9 protein-coding genes are annotated in these 16,915 nt (G+C 71.1%); 3 read left to right on the top strand and 6 right to left on the bottom strand.

The window, feature by feature from the left end; all coding sequences use genetic code 11:
• Positions 1 to 2 precede the first annotated feature (2 nt).
• Positions 3 to 1,607 carry a discoidin domain-containing protein gene (locus ACIG5F_RS21635; protein WP_396520034.1) on the bottom strand — a complete coding sequence of 535 codons (1,605 nt, stop codon included), beginning with the start codon at positions 1,605 to 1,607 and terminating at the stop codon, positions 3 to 5.
• A gap of 332 nt (positions 1,608 to 1,939) precedes the next feature.
• Here ACIG5F_RS21635 and ACIG5F_RS21640 point away from each other — a divergent pair, with 332 nt between their 5' ends.
• Entirely contained in the window at positions 1,940 to 5,344 is a 3,405-nt protein-coding gene (locus ACIG5F_RS21640) for a glycoside hydrolase family 3 C-terminal domain-containing protein (RefSeq protein ID WP_396520036.1), read from the top strand.
• A 37-nt stretch (positions 5,345 to 5,381) separates the two neighbouring features.
• Here the strand turns inward: ACIG5F_RS21640 and ACIG5F_RS21645 are convergent, their stop codons facing one another.
• A complete protein-coding gene (locus ACIG5F_RS21645; RefSeq protein ID WP_396520038.1) occupies positions 5,382 to 8,360 on the bottom strand; it encodes an ATP-binding protein in 2,979 nt (992 codons plus the stop codon).
• Between the two features lie 75 nt (positions 8,361 to 8,435).
• Between ACIG5F_RS21645 and ACIG5F_RS21650 the strand changes: the two genes are divergently transcribed.
• Entirely contained in the window at positions 8,436 to 9,065 is a 630-nt protein-coding gene (locus ACIG5F_RS21650) for a response regulator transcription factor (RefSeq protein ID WP_396520040.1), read from the top strand.
• A gap of 116 nt (positions 9,066 to 9,181) precedes the next feature.
• Positions 9,182 to 11,407 carry an RCC1 domain-containing protein gene (locus ACIG5F_RS21655; protein WP_396520042.1) on the top strand — a complete coding sequence of 742 codons (2,226 nt, stop codon included), beginning with the start codon at positions 9,182 to 9,184 and terminating at the stop codon, positions 11,405 to 11,407.
• An 83-nt stretch (positions 11,408 to 11,490) separates the two neighbouring features.
• Here the strand turns inward: ACIG5F_RS21655 and ACIG5F_RS21660 are convergent, their stop codons facing one another.
• The 4 genes from ACIG5F_RS21660 to ACIG5F_RS21675 form a co-directional block, all read right to left on the bottom strand.
• Entirely contained in the window at positions 11,491 to 13,500 is a 2,010-nt protein-coding gene (locus ACIG5F_RS21660; protein WP_396520043.1) for a HelD family protein, read from the bottom strand.
• Positions 13,501 to 14,061: 561 nt separating this feature from the next.
• Entirely contained in the window at positions 14,062 to 14,580 is a 519-nt protein-coding gene (locus ACIG5F_RS21665) for an RICIN domain-containing protein (RefSeq protein ID WP_396520045.1), read from the bottom strand.
• A gap of 92 nt (positions 14,581 to 14,672) precedes the next feature.
• Complete coding sequence (locus ACIG5F_RS21670; RefSeq protein WP_396520047.1) at positions 14,673 to 15,452, bottom strand: class I SAM-dependent methyltransferase; 780 nt, start codon at positions 15,450 to 15,452, stop codon at positions 14,673 to 14,675.
• A 31-nt stretch (positions 15,453 to 15,483) separates the two neighbouring features.
• Complete coding sequence (locus ACIG5F_RS21675) at positions 15,484 to 16,899, bottom strand: serine hydrolase (RefSeq protein WP_396520049.1); 1,416 nt, start codon at positions 16,897 to 16,899, stop codon at positions 15,484 to 15,486.
• Positions 16,900 to 16,915 lie beyond the last annotated feature (16 nt).

Below are 16,915 nucleotides of genomic sequence, written 5' to 3' on the forward strand. Positions count from 1 at the left end.
TCCTAGTGGCAGGTGTAGGTCGGGCTGCTGTCCAGCGTCTTGCCGTCCACGCCGATCAGCTGCGTCTGGAACGTGGAGTCCGTCAGCGACAGCTTCAGCACGCCGTAGGTCTTCAGCAGCTTGGCGGTGGTGGCGTGCTTGGCGCTGAGCGGGTAGAGGTCGGCGCCGCCGGAGCCGCCGACGATCTCGACCGGGCCGTTCTTGTCGGACTTGCCGCTGGCGTTCTGCGGGATGAACCGCTCGTAGTCGTGGTCATGGCCGTTGAGCACCAGGTCGACCTTGTTGTCCACCAACGTGTTCCACAGGTCGATGCTGTCCTTGTTGTCGCCGTGGTCGCCGGAGCTCCACCGCGGGTGGTGGTAGTACGCGGCCACGCAACCCTTGGTGTTCTTGGCCAGATCCTGCTTCAACCACGCGGTCTGGTCGCCGCCGCCGGCCCCCGGCGCGAGGTCGTGCGTCATGTACTCGGTGGAGTCCAGGGCGATGAAGTGCCAGTTGCCCATGTCCCAGCTGTAGTAGCGCTGGCCGTCCGGCTTGGCCGCGGACCCGAAGTACGTGTCGTAGCCGTGGTATTTCGGGCTGTCGTAGGTGTCGTGGTTGCCGGGCACGGGCCGGGTGATGCCCTTGAACCTGCCCCAGGTCTTGTCGTAGTAGTTCTTGTAGTCCGACAGGTGGGCGTCGTCGTACTGGTTGTCGCCCATGGTGATCACCGCCGACGGCTTCATCTGGTCGACCAGCTTGGCCGTCTTGACGTGCGCGCAGTTGGAGTCGCTGGCCGTGCACTGCTCGGCGATGTCCCCGGCCGCCGCGAGCACGAAAGCCCCGCTGCCGCCGGTCTTGGTCTGCACGGTGATCGGCGCGCTGACCGGTGACACGTTGCCGGCGGTGTCCCGCGATCGCACGCTGTACGTGTACGAGGTGTTGGCCGCAAGGGCGATGTCGGAGTAGGTCGGTTCCTCGGTGCTGGCCACGACTTTCCCGTCGCGCAGGATGTCGTAGCCGGCGACGGCGACGTTGTCGGTGGCGGCCTGCCAGGACAGGGCGACGCTGGTGGCGCTGGTCTCGCCGGCGACCAGCCCGGTCGGCGTGCTGGGGGCCTGGGTGTCGCCGGCGGAGTCGGCCACCCCGAAGACCTGCATCTCGTAGAAGGAGTAGCCGTAGCTGGTGGCCCGGCTCAGGCCGACGAAGCGCACGTACCGGCCGTGGCCGGACAGGCCGGTGAGGTCGTCGGCCCTCCCGTCGCCACTGTCGACGGCGGTGACAGTGGTGAAGTTCGTGCCGTCGTCGGACATCTCGATGCGGTACTGCTTGGCGTAGGCGGCCTCCCAGGTGATCACGACGCGGTGCACGGTGGCGGCCTGGCCGAGATCGACGCGCAGCCACTGCGGGTCGGCGCCCTCGACGCTGGCCCAGCGGGTGCCGGTGGTGTTGCCGTCGACGGCCTTGGAACCGGCGTACGAGGAACTCTCCACTGTCGAGGTGGCGACCGGTTTTCCTTGGGAGAGCAGCACATCGGCCGACGGGCTGGCGGCGGCCGCGACGATGGTGGCGGGTAAGAGCAGCACCGCGGCGAGGACGGGTAACGGGCGTAGGCGGGTGGACGGCACGTCGCGCTCCTTCAGGGGCCATGGCGGGGGCGGGCGGCGGACGACGCAGATGAACTTCGGGTAAACAGTTAAGAAACTTTCCTAACTGGCAACAGACTTTAGGAGGTGTCACCGAAGTCTGACAAGAGTGACCAGGGCCTTGGATCGGTCAAGACGGGCAATCACGCCAACGGCGACTGTGAACGCCGATGCGCCGAACAGGGTACGTCAACGTCCCTCCGGGAACGGTTCCGCGACCGGTTCCGGACAAGTCGAGCCCGCCGTCTTGTCATGGGCCTGACCACGTCGTACGAACGACTGTGTTGACTGGTCGCGGCAGGCAAGGGGGCCTCATGCGGAAACTCCGAAGAGTCTTAGCCGTCAGCACGGCGCTCGTTCTGGGCACGGCCATCCCGGGTGCGGCCGCCGCCGCGCCGGACAGCGGCCCGAACCCGGCATGCCCCTGGGTGGGCTCGCGAGCGCCGATTGACGTCAAGGTGTCGCAGGTGCTCGGGCAGATGACCCTCGACGAGAAGATCACCATGGTGCACGGGGCGGCCGGATCCGCCTACGTCGGCTACGTTCCCGGCGACGCCCGGCTGTGCATCCCGGCGCTGAAGATGCAGGACGGGCCGGTTGGCGTCCGCATGCCGGACACCACCCAGCTGCCGGCGGCCAGCGACCTCGCGGCCACCTTCGACTCCTCGCTGGCCCACGAGTACGGCAAGGTCATCGGGGCCGAGGACAAGGCCAAGGGCGTCGACGTCGACCTGGGGCCGACCGTGAACATCGTCCGGGACCCGCGCTGGGGCCGGGCCTTCGAGAGCTACAGCGAGGATCCGTACCTCACCGGCCAGATCGGCGCCGCCGACATCGAGGGCGTGCAGTCCCAGGGGGTGATGGCGCAGGTCAAGCACTACGCCGTCTACAACCAGGAGACCAACCGCAACACCGTGGCCGACAACGCGGTCATCGACGACCGGACCGTGCACGAGATCTACACCGCCGCCTTCGGGTCGATCATCGAGCAGGCCAGGCCGTCCTCGGCGATGTGCTCCTACTCGCTGATCAACGGCGTTTTCGCCTGTGAGAACACGTATCTCAACAACATCCTGAAGAACCAGTTCGGCCTGGACGGCTTCATCACCTCCGACTGGGGCGGCACCCACAGCACCGTCGCCTCGGCCAACGCCGGCATGGACATGGAGATGCCCGACGACACCTACTTCGGCGCGGCGCTGAAGACCGCCGTGCAGAACGGAAAGGTGCCGCAGTCCCGGGTCGACGACATGGTCGCCCGCATCATGCGCGAGGAGTTCCGGTTCGGGCTGTTCGACCACCCGTCGCCGGACACCCCGGGCGCGATCGCCTCGACACCGGCCAACGTGGCCACCGCCCGCAAGATCGCCGAGGACGGCGCGGTGCTGCTGAAGAACCAGGACAACCTGCTTCCGTTGGACGCCAAGAAGACCCGCTCGATCGCGGTCATCGGCGACGGGGCCGGCGAGCACGCGGTCACCGGTGGCGGCGGCAGCGCGGCGGTCGCCGGCAGCGGCACGGTCACACCGTTCGACGGCATCAAGGCTCGCGCCGGCGCGAGCGTCGATGTCCAGTACGCGCAAGGCAATCTCAGCCCCAACGGCCAGCTGCCGACCATCGACGCCGCCGACTTCGGCGGCGGGTTGACCGGGGAGTACTTCAACAACACGACCCTGACCGGCCCGCCGGTCGCCACCCGGACCGACCCGACGGTGTCGTTCAACTGGAACGGGAAGTCGCCGGCGCCCGGACTGTCCACAACGAACTATTCGGTGCGCTGGACCGGCACGCTCACGCCGCCGACCACCGGCGCCTACACCTTCGGCTTGTCCAGCGACGACGGCAGCCGGCTGTTCGTCAACGGCCAGCAGGTCATCGACAACTGGCGGGACCAGGCCAGCAACACCGAGACCACAACGCTCGACCTGACCGCCGGCACGCCCGTGCAGATCGAGGTCGACTACTACCAGGCCGGCGGCGACGCGACGGTGAACCTCGGCTGGGGCGTGCCGAACCAGGACCTCCAGGGCCAGGCCGTCGCGCTGGCGGCCAAGTCGGACGTGGCTGTGGTGTACGCCAACGACTACGAGGCCGAGGGCAGCGACCTGGCCACCATCGACCTGCCCGGCACCCAGAACCAGCTCATCGCCGCCGTGGCCGCGGTCAACCCCGACACGGTGGTCGTGCTCAACACCGGCTCCGCGGTCGCGATGCCGTGGCTGGACAAGGTGAAGGGCGTGTTCGAGGCCTGGTATCCGGGCCAGGAGTCGGGCAACGCCATCGCCCGCCTGCTCTACGGCGACGTGAACCCCTCGGGCAAGCTGCCCGTCACCTTCCCGACCTCGCTGGACCAGGTTCCGGCCTCGACCGCCGCGCAGTGGCCCGGCGTGAACGGGCAGGTGCGGTACTCCGAGGGTCTCGACGTCGGCTATCGCTGGTACGACGCGAAGAACCTAACGCCGGTCTACCCGTTCGGCTACGGCCTGTCCTACACCACGTTCCGGTTCTCGCGTCTCCAGGTGGACGGGAACACCCTGCGGGAGAACGGCAAGATCCGGGTCAGCGCCGACGTCACCAACACCGGCAGCCGGGCCGGGGCCGAGGTGGCGCAGCTGTACCTGGGCGACCCGCCCTCGACCGGCGAGCCGGCCCGCCAGCTCAAGGGCTTCCAGAAGGTGGATCTCCAGCCGCACCAGACCAAGCGGGTCACCTTCGACATCACCGCCCAGGACGCCTCGTACTGGAGCTCCGACGCCCAGGCGTGGACGCTCGGCGCCGGCCAGTACACCGTCCACATCGGAGACTCGTCGCGCAACCTGCCGCTGTCCGGCGGCTTCCGGGTCGACCGCACCACCGGCCCGCGCTACACCAAGGTCACCGCGCCGACTTCCGCGCTCGGCGGCACGACCCTGTCGGTGACCACGTCGTTCACCAACGGGGCCACCGAGGACGTCCGGGACGCCGTCACCTCGCTGACCGTGCCGGCCGGCTGGACGGCCACCGCCGAGTCGCCGTCCCGGTTCCGGGTCGTTCACTCCGGACAGTCGGTGACCACGACCTGGTCCGTCACCGTGCCGACCGGGGCCACCGCCGGCGCGGCGACCCTGAAGGGCGGCACCCGATACCAGGGCTCCGGCCGCACTTCGCCAGGCGACGGCATCGCGACAGTGCAGGTGGCGTACCAGAATCTGGCCGCCGCCTACACCGATGTCGGCGTCAGCGACGATGCCAACCCGGCCGTCGGCAACCTCGACGGCTCCGGCTACAGCTACTCGGCCCAGGCCCTGGCGGCCGTCGGCGTCACCCCCGGCGCCACCGTCGGCGGCTTCACCTGGCCGAATGTGCCTGTGGGGCAACCGAACAGCATCACGACTGCCGGGCAGTTGGTCCAGCTCTCCGGCGCCGGCGGCACGCTGTCGTTCCTCGGCACCGGAACCAACGGCACACAGTCCGGAACCGTGACGGTCACCTACGCTGACGGCACCACATCGACCGGGACCATCACTCTCGCCGACTGGTACAGCAACGCCGCCGTGCCCGGCTGCACGCTGGTCGTGACCTCACCGCACTGGAACCGGCCGGCCGGCAGCACATTGCCGGCCGATCACCCGGTCAGCCTCTACGCCGCGTCGATTCCCCTGACGGCCGGCAAACAGGTGGTCTCGGTGAGCCTGCCCAGCAACGCCCGTCTGCACGTGTTCGCCGCGCAGATCGGCTGACGCCAGGCACGCCGGACCGCTGTCCACCCCCAACAGGTCAGCGGTCCGGCGTGTAGACGCACTGGTAGCCGGTGGAAATCGTGCTGTCCAGCACGGCTGCCACCGCCGGGTCGGCCGCGCGGATCAGGTCGACCGCGCGCTTGATGGCCTTGCGCACCGAGGTTCGGGCGCGCTCGGCCGGGCCGGCGAAGGCGCGGCCGCGGCCGCCCAACCCGGTGGTGGCGTCCAGTTCGGCGGCCAGGGCGTCCAGCTCCCGCCGCAGCTCCTCGGCCCGCTCGGGCGAGGAGTCGGGAATCAGGTGGGCGATCTCGCGGGCCCGGGCGGTGTAGGCCTCCCGGGCCTGATCGTCCAGAATGGACTGTTCCGACACGGCCTCGGCCCCGCCGTGGGCCAGCGCCGCCGCCGGGATCGGCACGTCCGGATTGGCCAGCAGCTGGGCCAGATGCCGCATCCCGATCAGGTCCTCGACCAGCACCTCGCGCCCGAGATAGCCGACCAGCCAACGGTTGTCATGCCGCCGCGCCGTCACGTGCCGGGAGACCCGGCCGGCCGCCCAGACCTCGGCCCGCTTGCCCATGCCCAGGGCCGTCGCCTCGCTCACCGCCTCGTCCAGCAGCGCCCCGGCCGCCCGGTGATCGCCGCGCCGGCGTAACACCGTGGCCAGATCGGCCTTGCTGCACGCGGTCATCGGCCGGTTGCCCAGCCGCAGGTTGGCCGTCACGGCCCGCCGCAGGTGCGCCTCGGCCCGGTCCAGGTCGCCGAACGTGGCGGCGGCCAGGCCCAGACCCCGTTCCGTGGAGCCGAAACACACCACCGCCAGCGACGGCATCGTCGGCAGCTCGGCGAACGGCAGCAACAGGCCGTAGGCCTGGCGGGCCACGGCCGCGTCGCCGAGCGAGGCCGCCGCCTCCACGATCGCCAGCATCCCGGACAGCCAGGTGCTCGACTGCGGCAGCGCGTCCAGGCCGCCGGCGGTCAGCCGGCCCAGCGCCGACCGCGCCTGGTCGTGCCGGCCGGCGTCCGCGGCGAGATGGGCGACCGTGGCCTGGAAGGTGAACTCGCCCTCGGTCAGGGTCGGCGAGTTGGCGATTTCCACGGCCAGATCGAGCAGTTCGCCGGCGCGGCCCTGCAACCAGCGGATCGCCAGCAGCTGCCCGCCGTAGTAGGCGGTCGCGTCCGCGTCGCCGACCTCGTCGCCCAACGCCAGGCACTCGGTCGCCCGCTGCTCGGCCTCGTCCAGCCGACCGGCCCGGATCGCCAGCATCACGTCCAGCGCCGCGACGATGAACCGCACGCTGTGGCTCTCCATCATGTCGGCCCGGGTCCGCAGCTCGGCCAGCGACCGGTGGGCCCGCGGGTCGCCGAGGTGGAACAGGTCCACGGTCTGCCAGCACAGTCCTTGCAGGGCAAGGATGTCGACGCCGGCCGCGGCGGCCACCGAGATCAGCTCCCTGGCCAGCGCCAGCCGCTCCCGCACGTGCTCGGGCGTCAGCAAGGCGTGATGGCACAGCGACAGCGCCTCGGCCAGCGCGGCGTCGTCGTCGAGCAGCCGGATCTCGTCAACGACCTTGATCACGTCGGCCACCGGGCCGCCGGTGTAGACCAGCTCCGCCGCCAGCCGCAGCTCCAGCCGGCACCGCAGCGTCACCTCGTGCTCCGGCAGCCAGGCCAGCGCCTTCCGTTGCGCCCCCAGCATCCGGTGCCGATCCAGCTGGTCACGGCGCTCGTTGAGCCAGATGCCGCCCAGCCCCAGCGCCGCCCGCGCGTACAGCAGGGGATCCCCGGCGACCTGCGCGGCGTCGGCCGCCCGGTCGTACAGCACCCGCGCCTCGGCCAACCGGCCCGAGGCCAGCACCGCGTCCGACCACTCCAGCAACAGCTCGGCCGACGGCTCGCCGAAGCCGACGGCCTGCGACAACAAGGCCGCCGCCTCCTCGTACGAGAAGCGGCGCACCATCTTCGCCGCCGCCGACCGGCACACCTCGATCGCCCGCCGGGCATCCTCCGGCGACCGCGACGCGGCGTTTACGGCGTGATGGGCCTTGCGGGCGCTGGGCCCGACGATGTCCACCGCGCGGGCGTGGGCGTCGAGCAGCTCGGCCGCGCTGAGGCGGGCCAGCGCCGCCCGTCGTACGAGATCATGGCTGTACGCGAACGATTCCGTGCCGCTGGTGGTCACCAGCCCCGCCTGCACCGCGCAGTCGACCGTGTCGATGACCTGCGCTGCCGGCATGTCGAGCAGCGCCGCCGCCTCGGCCGAGGAGACCGAGTCCCCGAGCGTCGCGGCAATGGCCAGCAGGCGCGCGGTCTCCGGGGCGATCCGGGCGAACGACTGGTCGATCGCCTCCCGCAGCCCGCCGGCGAAGTCGGCCGCGCCCAGGGCCACCAGCCGGCGCAGGAACAGCGGACTGCCGTCGGTCAGCCGGTGGATGGTGTCGGTCAGCGGCGCCTCCAGCCGCTCGATCCCGTTGCTGACAAGGTAGTCCCTGGTCTCGGCCGGATCGAACGGCCGCAGCGTGATCTCGTCGCTGGCCTCCGGCAGCGGGGACGGGGCCCGCTGCGTGACCAGCAGCGCCAGCGGCAGCCGGGCCTTGGCGATGAACCGGGTCAGCAGCAGCGCGCCCGGATCGGCCGCGTGCAGATCGTCGATCACCAGCAGCGTCGGCGTGTCCGCCACCGCGAGGGCCAGCCGGTCGCTGACCGCCTGGAACCGCGAGAACCGGGCCGGGTGAACGGTTTCCGCCTCGCTGCTGAGCAGCTGCGCGGTCTCCGGGCCGCACAGCTCGGCCAGCATCGGCTGCCACGGCCACAGCGCCGGCGCGCCGCCGTCCGACCAGCAGCGGCCCCACAGCACCCGCAGCCCGGCCGCCCGCGCCCGCTCCGACGCCTCCTCGCACAGCCGGGTCTTGCCCACCCCGGCCGGGCCGGTCACCGTCACCAGCCGCCCCCGCGCGGCGCTGCGCCACGCGTACTCCAAACGGCGCAACTCCGGTGCCCTGCCGACAAAACGGTCCACGCGTATAGATGAGACCACGGGCAACGCCGGGATACGTGACGCCTCGCGGCACACGCCGTGTCACGCCTTCCGGATATGACAAGAATCTTGCTGGCCGACAGTCAGCCGGTGGTCGTCGACATGCTCTGCCGGCAGGTCGCCAGCACCCCCGATCTCGACGTCGTCGCCATCGCCGGCACCCGGGCCGAACTGCTCGACCGCCTCGGATCGGCCCGGGCCGACGTCGTCGTGCTCGGCATCGGCCTCGACCTCGTGGCGGGCATCGCCGCCAACGCCGCCGTGCTGGTGCTCGGCGGCTCCTCCCGGGAAGCCGACATCGTGGTGGCCATGGCCGCCGGCGCCGCCGGCTACGTGCCGCGCCAGGCCCGGCCGGACGAGGTGCTGACCGCCATCCGGGTCGTCGCCCGCGGCGAGCTCTACGCCCCGGCCGACATCGCCGCCCTCGTCCGCGGCCGCCGCCGGGGCGACCGGGTCGACTCGTTCTTCCCCCAGTTGACGCCGCGTGAGCAAGACGTGCTGGAACTGCTGGTGCGCAACGCCGGCAACGCCGCCATCGCGCGACACCTCGGCATCACGGTCAAGACCGTCCGCAACCACGTCTCCAACATCCTGGTCAAGCTGCCGGCCCGCAGCCGCACCGAGGCCGCCTGGCTGGCCGGCGAGCGGCTGCGCGCCCGCCCGCCGGCCGCCATGACCAACCGCTGACCACGAATCCCCAGGTGGAGCCCCAGGGAAATACCTGACCGGACTTGACGTGCGAAAACTGTCAGGGTCCTCAGGTACGGTTTGGGCGTTTCGTACTCGTGCTCCAAGGGGGGACAGTGACTGTGTTTCGCACGCTCGCGGTCGCCGGCGTCACCGCCGCGACGGCCGCGACGCTGCTGCCCGGGATCGCGGCGGCGGCCACGCCGCCGCCGGCGCCGACCGGCGCGACCTTCGTGCCGGTGGCGCCCAAGCGGGTGCTCGACACCCGTGAGGGCAACGGCCCGGTCGGCCCGGAGAAGTTCGTCACGCTCGACTTCAAGCAGCTGGTGCCGGCCAACGCCTCGGCGGTGGTGTTCAACCTGACCGGCACCAACCCGACCGAGGCCACCTCGGTTCGGGCCACGCCCACGCTCGCGGGCGACTCCAGCGGCTCCTCCAACCTGAACCTGGCGCCGGGGGAGACGCGCGCCAACCTGGTGACGGTCACGCTCGGCCAGGGCGCGCCCTGGCAGGGCGAGGTGGAGCTGGTCAACCACGCCGGCAACGTCGACCTGATCGCCGACCTCGCCGGCTACTACGTCAACGACACCTCGGGCGCGCGGTTCACCGCCGGCACGCCGCAGCGGGTGCTGGACACCCGGTTGCAGGGCGGCCCGGTCGGCGCGAACGGGACGGTCACCGTCGACCTGTCGTCGGTGGTGCCGAGCACCACCACGGCGGTCGTGTTCAACCTGACCGGCACCGACACCACCGGCTCCACCGTGGTCACCGCCTGGCCGCACGGCACCAAGCAGCCGACCGCGTCCAACCTCAACCTGGAGCCCGGCGACACCCGGCCCAACCTGGTCACCGTGGCCGTCGGCCCGGACCGCAAGGTGGACCTGAACAACCACGTCGGCTCGGTCAACCTGATCGTCGACCTGGCCGGCTACTACGCCACCGACCGGGGCGACCCGTTCTTCACCGTGTCCCCGGTGCGGACCATGGACACCCGCGCCAGCACGTCGTTCGGGCCCGGCGAGTCCCGCGCGCTCAACCTGTCGCCGTGGCTGCCGGCCTCGGCCAACACCGTGGTCTACAACCTGACCGCCACCAACCCGACGGCGGCCACCTTCGTCACCGGCTACCCGGCCGGCACCACCGTGCCGAACACGTCCAACCTGAACCTGGTGGCCGGGCAGACCGCGCCCAACCTGGCGATCACCCCGCTCGGCGTCGGCGGCCAGCTGGCGCTGCGCAACAACGCCGGCCGGGTCGACCTGATCACCGACATCGCCGGCTACTTCGGCAGCGCGCCCGGCCCGTGCGACAACTCGCCGTGCTGGTACGGCTGGGGCGGCAACGACTACGGGCAGCTCGGCGACGGCACCACCGTCACCTACAGCTCCCGCGCCGTCGGCCAGGTCGCCGGCCTCGCCTCGGTGAAGCAGGTCGCCGGCGGCATGGACGCCGGATACGCGCTGCGCGCCGACGGCACCGTGTGGATGACCGGCCGCAGCGGCGAGACCAACCAGCACAGCCCGCAGCCGACCCAGGTCCGCGGCCTCAACGGCGTCAGCTCCATCGCCGCCGGCTGGCGCGAGGGCTTCGCCGTGAAGTCCGACGGCACGGTCTGGACCTGGACCGGACCGCAGGACGCGCACCAGGTCGGTGGCCTGTCGAACATCACGCAGCTGGCCAGCGGCGCCCGCACGCACTACGCGCTGCGCAACGACGGCACCGTGTGGGCGTGGGGCGACGGCACCAACGGCGCCCTGGGCGTCTCGGTGGCGTCGGCGCCGAACCCGATCCAGGTGCCGGTGCCGGGCCGGATCACCGCCATCACCGGCTCCAGCCAGTCCGGCTACGCGCTGCGCGAGGACGGCACCGTGTGGGCGTGGGGCTCCAACTGGGACGGCGAGCTCGGCGTCGGCTCCACCGAGCACGTCGTCGTGCAGCCGACCCAGGTCAGCGGCCTCACCTCGGTGACCAGGATCGCCGCCGCCCGGGCCGACGCCGCGTACGCGATCAAGTCCGACGGCACCCTGTGGTCCTGGGGCAGCGTGTTCCTGGGCGGCCGCGAGTTCACCAGCGGCGGTCCGTACGAGCAGCGGACGCCGGCCCAGGTGCCCGGCCTGAGCAACGTCACCGACGTGGCCGACGGCGGCTGGCAGTACGGCCTGGCCCTGACCGGCGACGGCACGGTCTGGATCTGGGGCTCCACCACCGGCGCCGGCCACGTGGTCGCGCCCGGCATGTCGCTCCGGTACACGCCGACCAAGGTGCCCGGCCTGGACGGCGTCCGCGTCAGCCGCGTGATCGGCGCCGGCAACCACGCCTACCTCCTAGCCACCCCCTCATAACCCCCCCTTAAGGCTTGGAAGGGGGCTTTCCTCCACTCCGAGTGGAGGAAAGCCCCCTTCCAAGCGCTGAATGTGCGGGAAACCTACATTCGGTGTGTCTGTGAGCGGGACTCGCCGGGGTTCAGCTGGGGTGGGAGGGGGTGGGTGTGGAGGACGGTGAGGCGGGAGATGGCGCGGGTCAGGGCGATGTAGAGCAGGCGCAGGCCGGTGGGGCCGGCGGCGGCGATCTCGGCCGGCTCCAGCACGACGACGTGGTCGAACTCGAGGCCCTTGGCCAGGCTCACCGGCACCAGCGAGAGCTTGTGGTCGGCGCCGTCCTCGTGCGGCAGGCCGGTTTCGATGCCGGCCTTGGCCAAATGCTTGCGCACAGGGGTGAAGCGGGCGTCGTCGAGCACGATGCCGACGCTGTCGGGCTGACTTGAGGCGGCGCGCAGCACATCCGCCAGTTCCGTCAGCACGTCGTCGCATTCGACCGTCACCAGCGCGCCGGGCACGTGCCGGCCGGAGACGGTCGGCGGCAGGTCGTCGGCGATGTGCGGCAGCAGGGCGTTGGCCACGGCGATGATCTCCCGCGGCACCCGGAAGCTGGTGGTCAGGCGGACCAGGTCGGTCGACGCCCCGAGGTGTGCGGCCACCGCCTCCCAGCTGCCGGCCGCCCACGGCGTGGTGCGCTGGGCCATGTCGCCCAGCAGGGTCGCCGAGCCGGCGCAGCGGCGCATGATCGACCGCAGCTGGATCGGCGACAGGTCCTGGGCCTCGTCGATCACCACGTGGCCGTAGCGGTCGGGCGGGGTCATCAGGCCGGCGATCTCGTCGATCAGGAACCGGTCGGCCGGCGACCACCGGGCCCGGCCTGGGGAGGCCGGCGTGGTCGGCCAGTGCAGAAGTGACTGTTCCTCGGGAGTCAGCACGCCGTCGGCGGCCCGCTTGAGGGCGTCGGCGTCGGTCAGCAGCGTGAACAGCACCTGGACCGGCGTGACCGTCGGCCACACCGCGTTCACCATGTCCCGCAACGACTTCGCCCGGCTCAGCCGCCGAGCCTCGCCGTCGGTGATGGCGTGGCCGCGCTCCTCCAGGTTGCGCCGCACGTAGCCGACGGCCCGCTCGGTCAGGTGCTCGCGGGCCCTGGTCAGCGGCACCTGCCGGGCCACCAGGTCCTCGCACAGCTCGGCCACCACGTACGGCGGAATTCGCACGTACGGGCTGCTTTCGCGGACCAGCACGTCCTCGGTCGGCAGCGACAGCCCGCCCCACACCGCCCGGCGCAGCACCTCGGCCAGCCGTGCGTCGCCCTTCAACGCCGCCACTTCCGGCTCGTCCACGCCGGGTTTCCTGCCGTCCGCGACGAGGCCGTCCACGGAGCTGTGCACCACCTGGCTCTCGCCGAGGGTCGGCAGCACGCGGGAGATGTAGCGGACGAAGGTGTCGTTCGGGCCGACCACCAGCACGCCCTCGCGGCGCAGGCGGCTGTGCTCGTACAGCAGGTAGGCGGCCCGGTGCAGGCCCACCGCCGTCTTTCCGGTGCCCGGGCCGCCCTGCACGATCAGCGTGCTGGCCAGCTCGGTGCGGACGATCTCGTCCTGGTCGGGTTGAATGGTGGCCACGATGTCGCGCATCGGGCCGTAGTGGCTGCGCTCGATCTCCGCGATCACCAGCCGGCTCAGGCCGGTGTCCGCGGTCTGTTCGGTCAGCGGCTCGTCGTCGAAGCTGGTCAGGGTGACGCCGTCGAAGCCGAAGCGCCGTCGCAGCGTCACCTCCATCCGGTTGGACGGGCTGGCCCGGTAGAACCGTGAGGCCATGTCGGTGCGCCAGTCGATCACCACCGGCTCGTCCCGCTCGTCGCTGACGTAGCGGCGGCCGATGTAGCACGGCTTCGGCTCCGGGCCGTCGATCCGCCCGAAGAACAGCGGCGACTCGTTGGCGTCGCGCAGCTGGTCCGCCCGCCATTCCAGCCACTCCACCATCAACTCGTCGCCGGCCCGCTTCCGCGCCCGCTCCGCCAGTTCCCGCAGCTGTTCCCGGCTCTGCCTCAGGCAGACATGGGCGTGGTCGAGATAGTCCCGTTCGGACAGCAGCTCCCGCTCGGCGCTCACAGCTTCCCCCTCGTCCGAATTAGCGGCCGGCGAGAGTACTCGCGCGATCGGACGAGGCCAAGCGAATTTGGCCGGGCGAATTGAGCAGCCCCCGAATCAATCCAACCAGTCGAAGCTGGCAGTCGCGGATTTCCCAGGCCTGGCCCGGGTTTCCCGACACTGCCAGGTTCGCCGGCTACGCTTGATTCGGGGGCTGCTTTGTTCGGGTCGAGTCCAGGGTTGAGGGCGTCGGCTGCTCGGTTCGGTTCGGGCCCGCGCTGAGGGCTTCAAGCACTCTATTCGGGTCGCGTCCGCGCTGAGGGCTTCAAGCACTCTGTTCGGGTCGCGTCCGCGTTGAGGGCTTCGGGTGCTCTGCTCGGGTCGGGCCCGTGTCGAGGGCGTCAGCTGCTCGGTTCTGGTCGGGCCCGGGTTGAGCGTCAGGCACTCAGCTCGGGTCGAGTCCCGCGTTGAGGGCGTTGGCTCTCAGCTCGGGTCGAGCCCGCGTTCAGGGCGTCAGCCACTCAGCTCGGGCCGAGCCCGCGTTCAGGGCGTCAGCCGCTCAGCTCGGGCCGAGGGTCGTGGTCAGGGCGTCAGCCAGGTTTCGGTCGCGGACGGGGTGCCGTTGTCCGGGCCCATCACGGCGCGGCCGCGGTTCTGGGTGTCGGCGCTGTCCAGGTAGCGGCCGTCCTGGGGAGACCAGAACGCGGTGTAGCCGGCCTGCCCGGTGCGGACCTGGAACTGCTGCTCGGTGAGGTTGAGGTAGCACGGCTGGGTCCACGTCTCCCAGCCCCGGATCGGGTCGGCGGGCGCCATGCTCACGCAGTACGGCCCGTCGGAGGTGGTTCCGTTGGTGGCGATGTGGTACAGGCCGCCGCCGATGGGCAGCAGGGTCCACTGCTGTAACACGGTCGTCCGGTCGCAGGGCTTCATGAGCACGGTGGTGACCGCTCCGGCGTCGTTGACCGCGAGGCACTGCAACGTCTGGTAGTTCATGATCGGCCGTCCGGTCAGCGCCGGCGCCGCGGTGGCCGACCCGGCGAAGCCGAGGCAGGACAGCGCCACGGCCGCGGCGGCTCCCCAGAAACGCTTGCCGACAAGCATAAACACCCCTTCGAGTAGATCCCCCGGTGAACCTGCCGGACCGCGGGCACGCGGCCGCGGCAGGGCATGGCGGGGAGTCTCACGGGAGATCGTCACCGAGACGTCACGGGCTGCCCGATCGGGCCGCTCGCGGTGGCGGTGGCGAGAACCCGGCGGGTCAGGTCGAACGTGGGCAGCACCCGAAGCCCCTCCTCGCGCAAGGACCGCAGGGTGGGATCCGAGCCCGGGTCGAGGGCGGAGGCCTCCTCCCACATGGAGCGCTCGGCGGCCCGCCACTGCGGCCGTTCCCGAACCACGACCTCGGCGAAGCCGGCGGCGGTGAGGCCGGCCGAGGTGTCCACGGCCCGGATCCGAGCCGGGACACGCTCGTCGCCGTGATCGACGGCTTCCCACGTCGTCAACGCGATGCGCCCGCCCGGCCGGAGCACCCGGTGCATCTCGGCGAACGAGTCGGCGGTGGCCTTGAACTGGATGGCGTCGACGCAGACAAGCGCGTCGACCGAGCCGGCCGGCAAGGTGGTGGCGGCAAGGTCGCCGAGACGGAATTCGGCGTCCACCGAGGCGAACCGCGAGGCCAGCGCCCGGGCCTGGTCGATCGCCGAGGACGCGAAGTCGACGCCGATCAACCGGGCCCCGGTGCGCGAGGCGATCTCCAGACCGTAGCCGCCGCGCCCGCACGCCAGGTCCAGCAGCAGACCACCGGGTTCGAGCCGCAGGGCCTCGACGACCTCGGCGATGCCGTCCCAGGTGAGCAGGCTGGTCGACAGCAGGCGCGGCGGCAGCCCGAGATGCCGCTGGTGGATGTCGTCGCCGGCGCTGCTGGCGCGCATGGTCGAGTACCACTCGTCGAACTCCGCCGCCAACGAATCCACCGCAGTCCCCCCGATCCGACCGGAGTCGGCGTCAGCGCTGTAGGCCGGTCACGATCTGGTCGATCGCCTTGCCCAGCTGACCGTACTTCTGCGTGTACGGCACCGGGTAGACGCCCGGCGGGTCGGCGGGGCGGTTGACGTCGACGTAGTCGGTGCCCAGGTTGCAGAACACCACGACGATGTAGTTGCGCTTGTCCTTGCCCGGCAACGAATGCACGATGGCGGCGTCGCTGCCGGTGGTGTCGACCCAGCCGGTCTTGTGGCTCATGGCGACCTCGGCGGTCGCGTTGCACGGCCGCACGTCCTGGCCGTAGTACAGCCCGTCCACGGTCATGGTGCCGTCAACGGGGTTGATCCACCGTTGCGGCGTCACCTGCGGGATGCCCGGCGCGGGATAGGCCCGGCCGCACCAGTTGGTGGTGGACAGCATCTCGTTGTGCCCCTGGTCGCCCAGGGTCGTGAAGAACAGCTGCCGGGACGAGGCGCTGAGCACGTCCCGCGTGACGCGCGAGCCGTCGGCGTTGGTCCACAGCGTGCCGGGGCCGCCGTTGACGATCAGCAGCAGCTTGGCGGTGTCGATCGAGCTCATGTTGGAGCCGATCCAGTGCGAGCCGGTGCTCGGGTCGGTGCCGGTGATCATCAGCGTCGGCATGCCGAGCTGGGTGAAGGTGGCGTTCAGGGTGTCGACGTAGCTCTTGTCGTGCAGCAGCTTGATCAGGGCGCATGTCGACTCGTTCTTCGACACGGTGATCATCTCGTCGAAGTACTGCCTGATCGGCTTGCTGGTGGCGCCGCCGCAGGTCGAGGTGACCGTGCCCGGCCGGTAGTCGTACGTGGCGTCCACGTCGACGATTCCCTGGTCGGCCATCCGCATGACGCCGAAGCCGACCATCAGCTTGAGCACCGACGCCGGGTAGGGCGAGCTGAAGTCCAGGGCGGCGTTCTCCCGCCCGGGCAGCACGTCACGGGTGCCCTGACCGCCGTTCTGGTCCCACTCGTCGTCGTCCCACCAGCGGTAGCGGATCTGGTCGGTGCCCAGCCGCCGCTGGTCGACCGGCACCACGACGCCGTGCGGGTACTGGGGGCTGAGCAGCACGTCGGCCATCGAGGTCGGCCGGCCGGCGTCGTCCAGCTCGATCACCGCGGCGTCCATGTTGGGCGTCTGGTGCAGCGGCGCCGGCGTCATCGGCCCGAGCACGTGCGGCGTCTTCGGCATGTCGGTCGGGTCGTACTTCTCCACCGCCGGCCGGTGCATGGATTTGCCCTGCACGGGCGGGGTCAGGTCGATCACGTCCTTGAAGTTCTGGGCGTCCACCGCCTGCCGCAGCGCGTCGGCCAGGTAGTGGCTGCCGCCGGCGGGCGCGGCCTGGGCGGCGACGCCGCCGACCAACACCGCGCTCGCCGCCAGGGCGGCGGCGGCCGCGAGTCGTCCTCGGAACAGGGTCACGTCGTTCTCCCCACGG

Source organism: Kutzneria sp. NPDC052558 (genome assembly GCF_044547355.1).
Classification (GTDB): Bacteria; Actinomycetota; Actinomycetes; order Mycobacteriales; family Pseudonocardiaceae; genus Kutzneria.

What these genes read in the sequence shown, in the direction of transcription:
- ACIG5F_RS21640 (WP_396520036.1), top strand. Translation starts at nt 1,940, where the DNA reads ATGCGGAAACTCCGAAGAGTCTTAGCCGTCAGCACGGCGCTCGTTCTG.
- ACIG5F_RS21650 (WP_396520040.1), top strand. Translation starts at nt 8,436, where the DNA reads ATGACAAGAATCTTGCTGGCCGACAGTCAGCCGGTGGTCGTCGACATG.
- ACIG5F_RS21665 (WP_396520045.1), bottom strand. Translation starts at nt 14,580, where the DNA reads ATGCTTGTCGGCAAGCGTTTCTGGGGAGCCGCCGCGGCCGTGGCGCTG.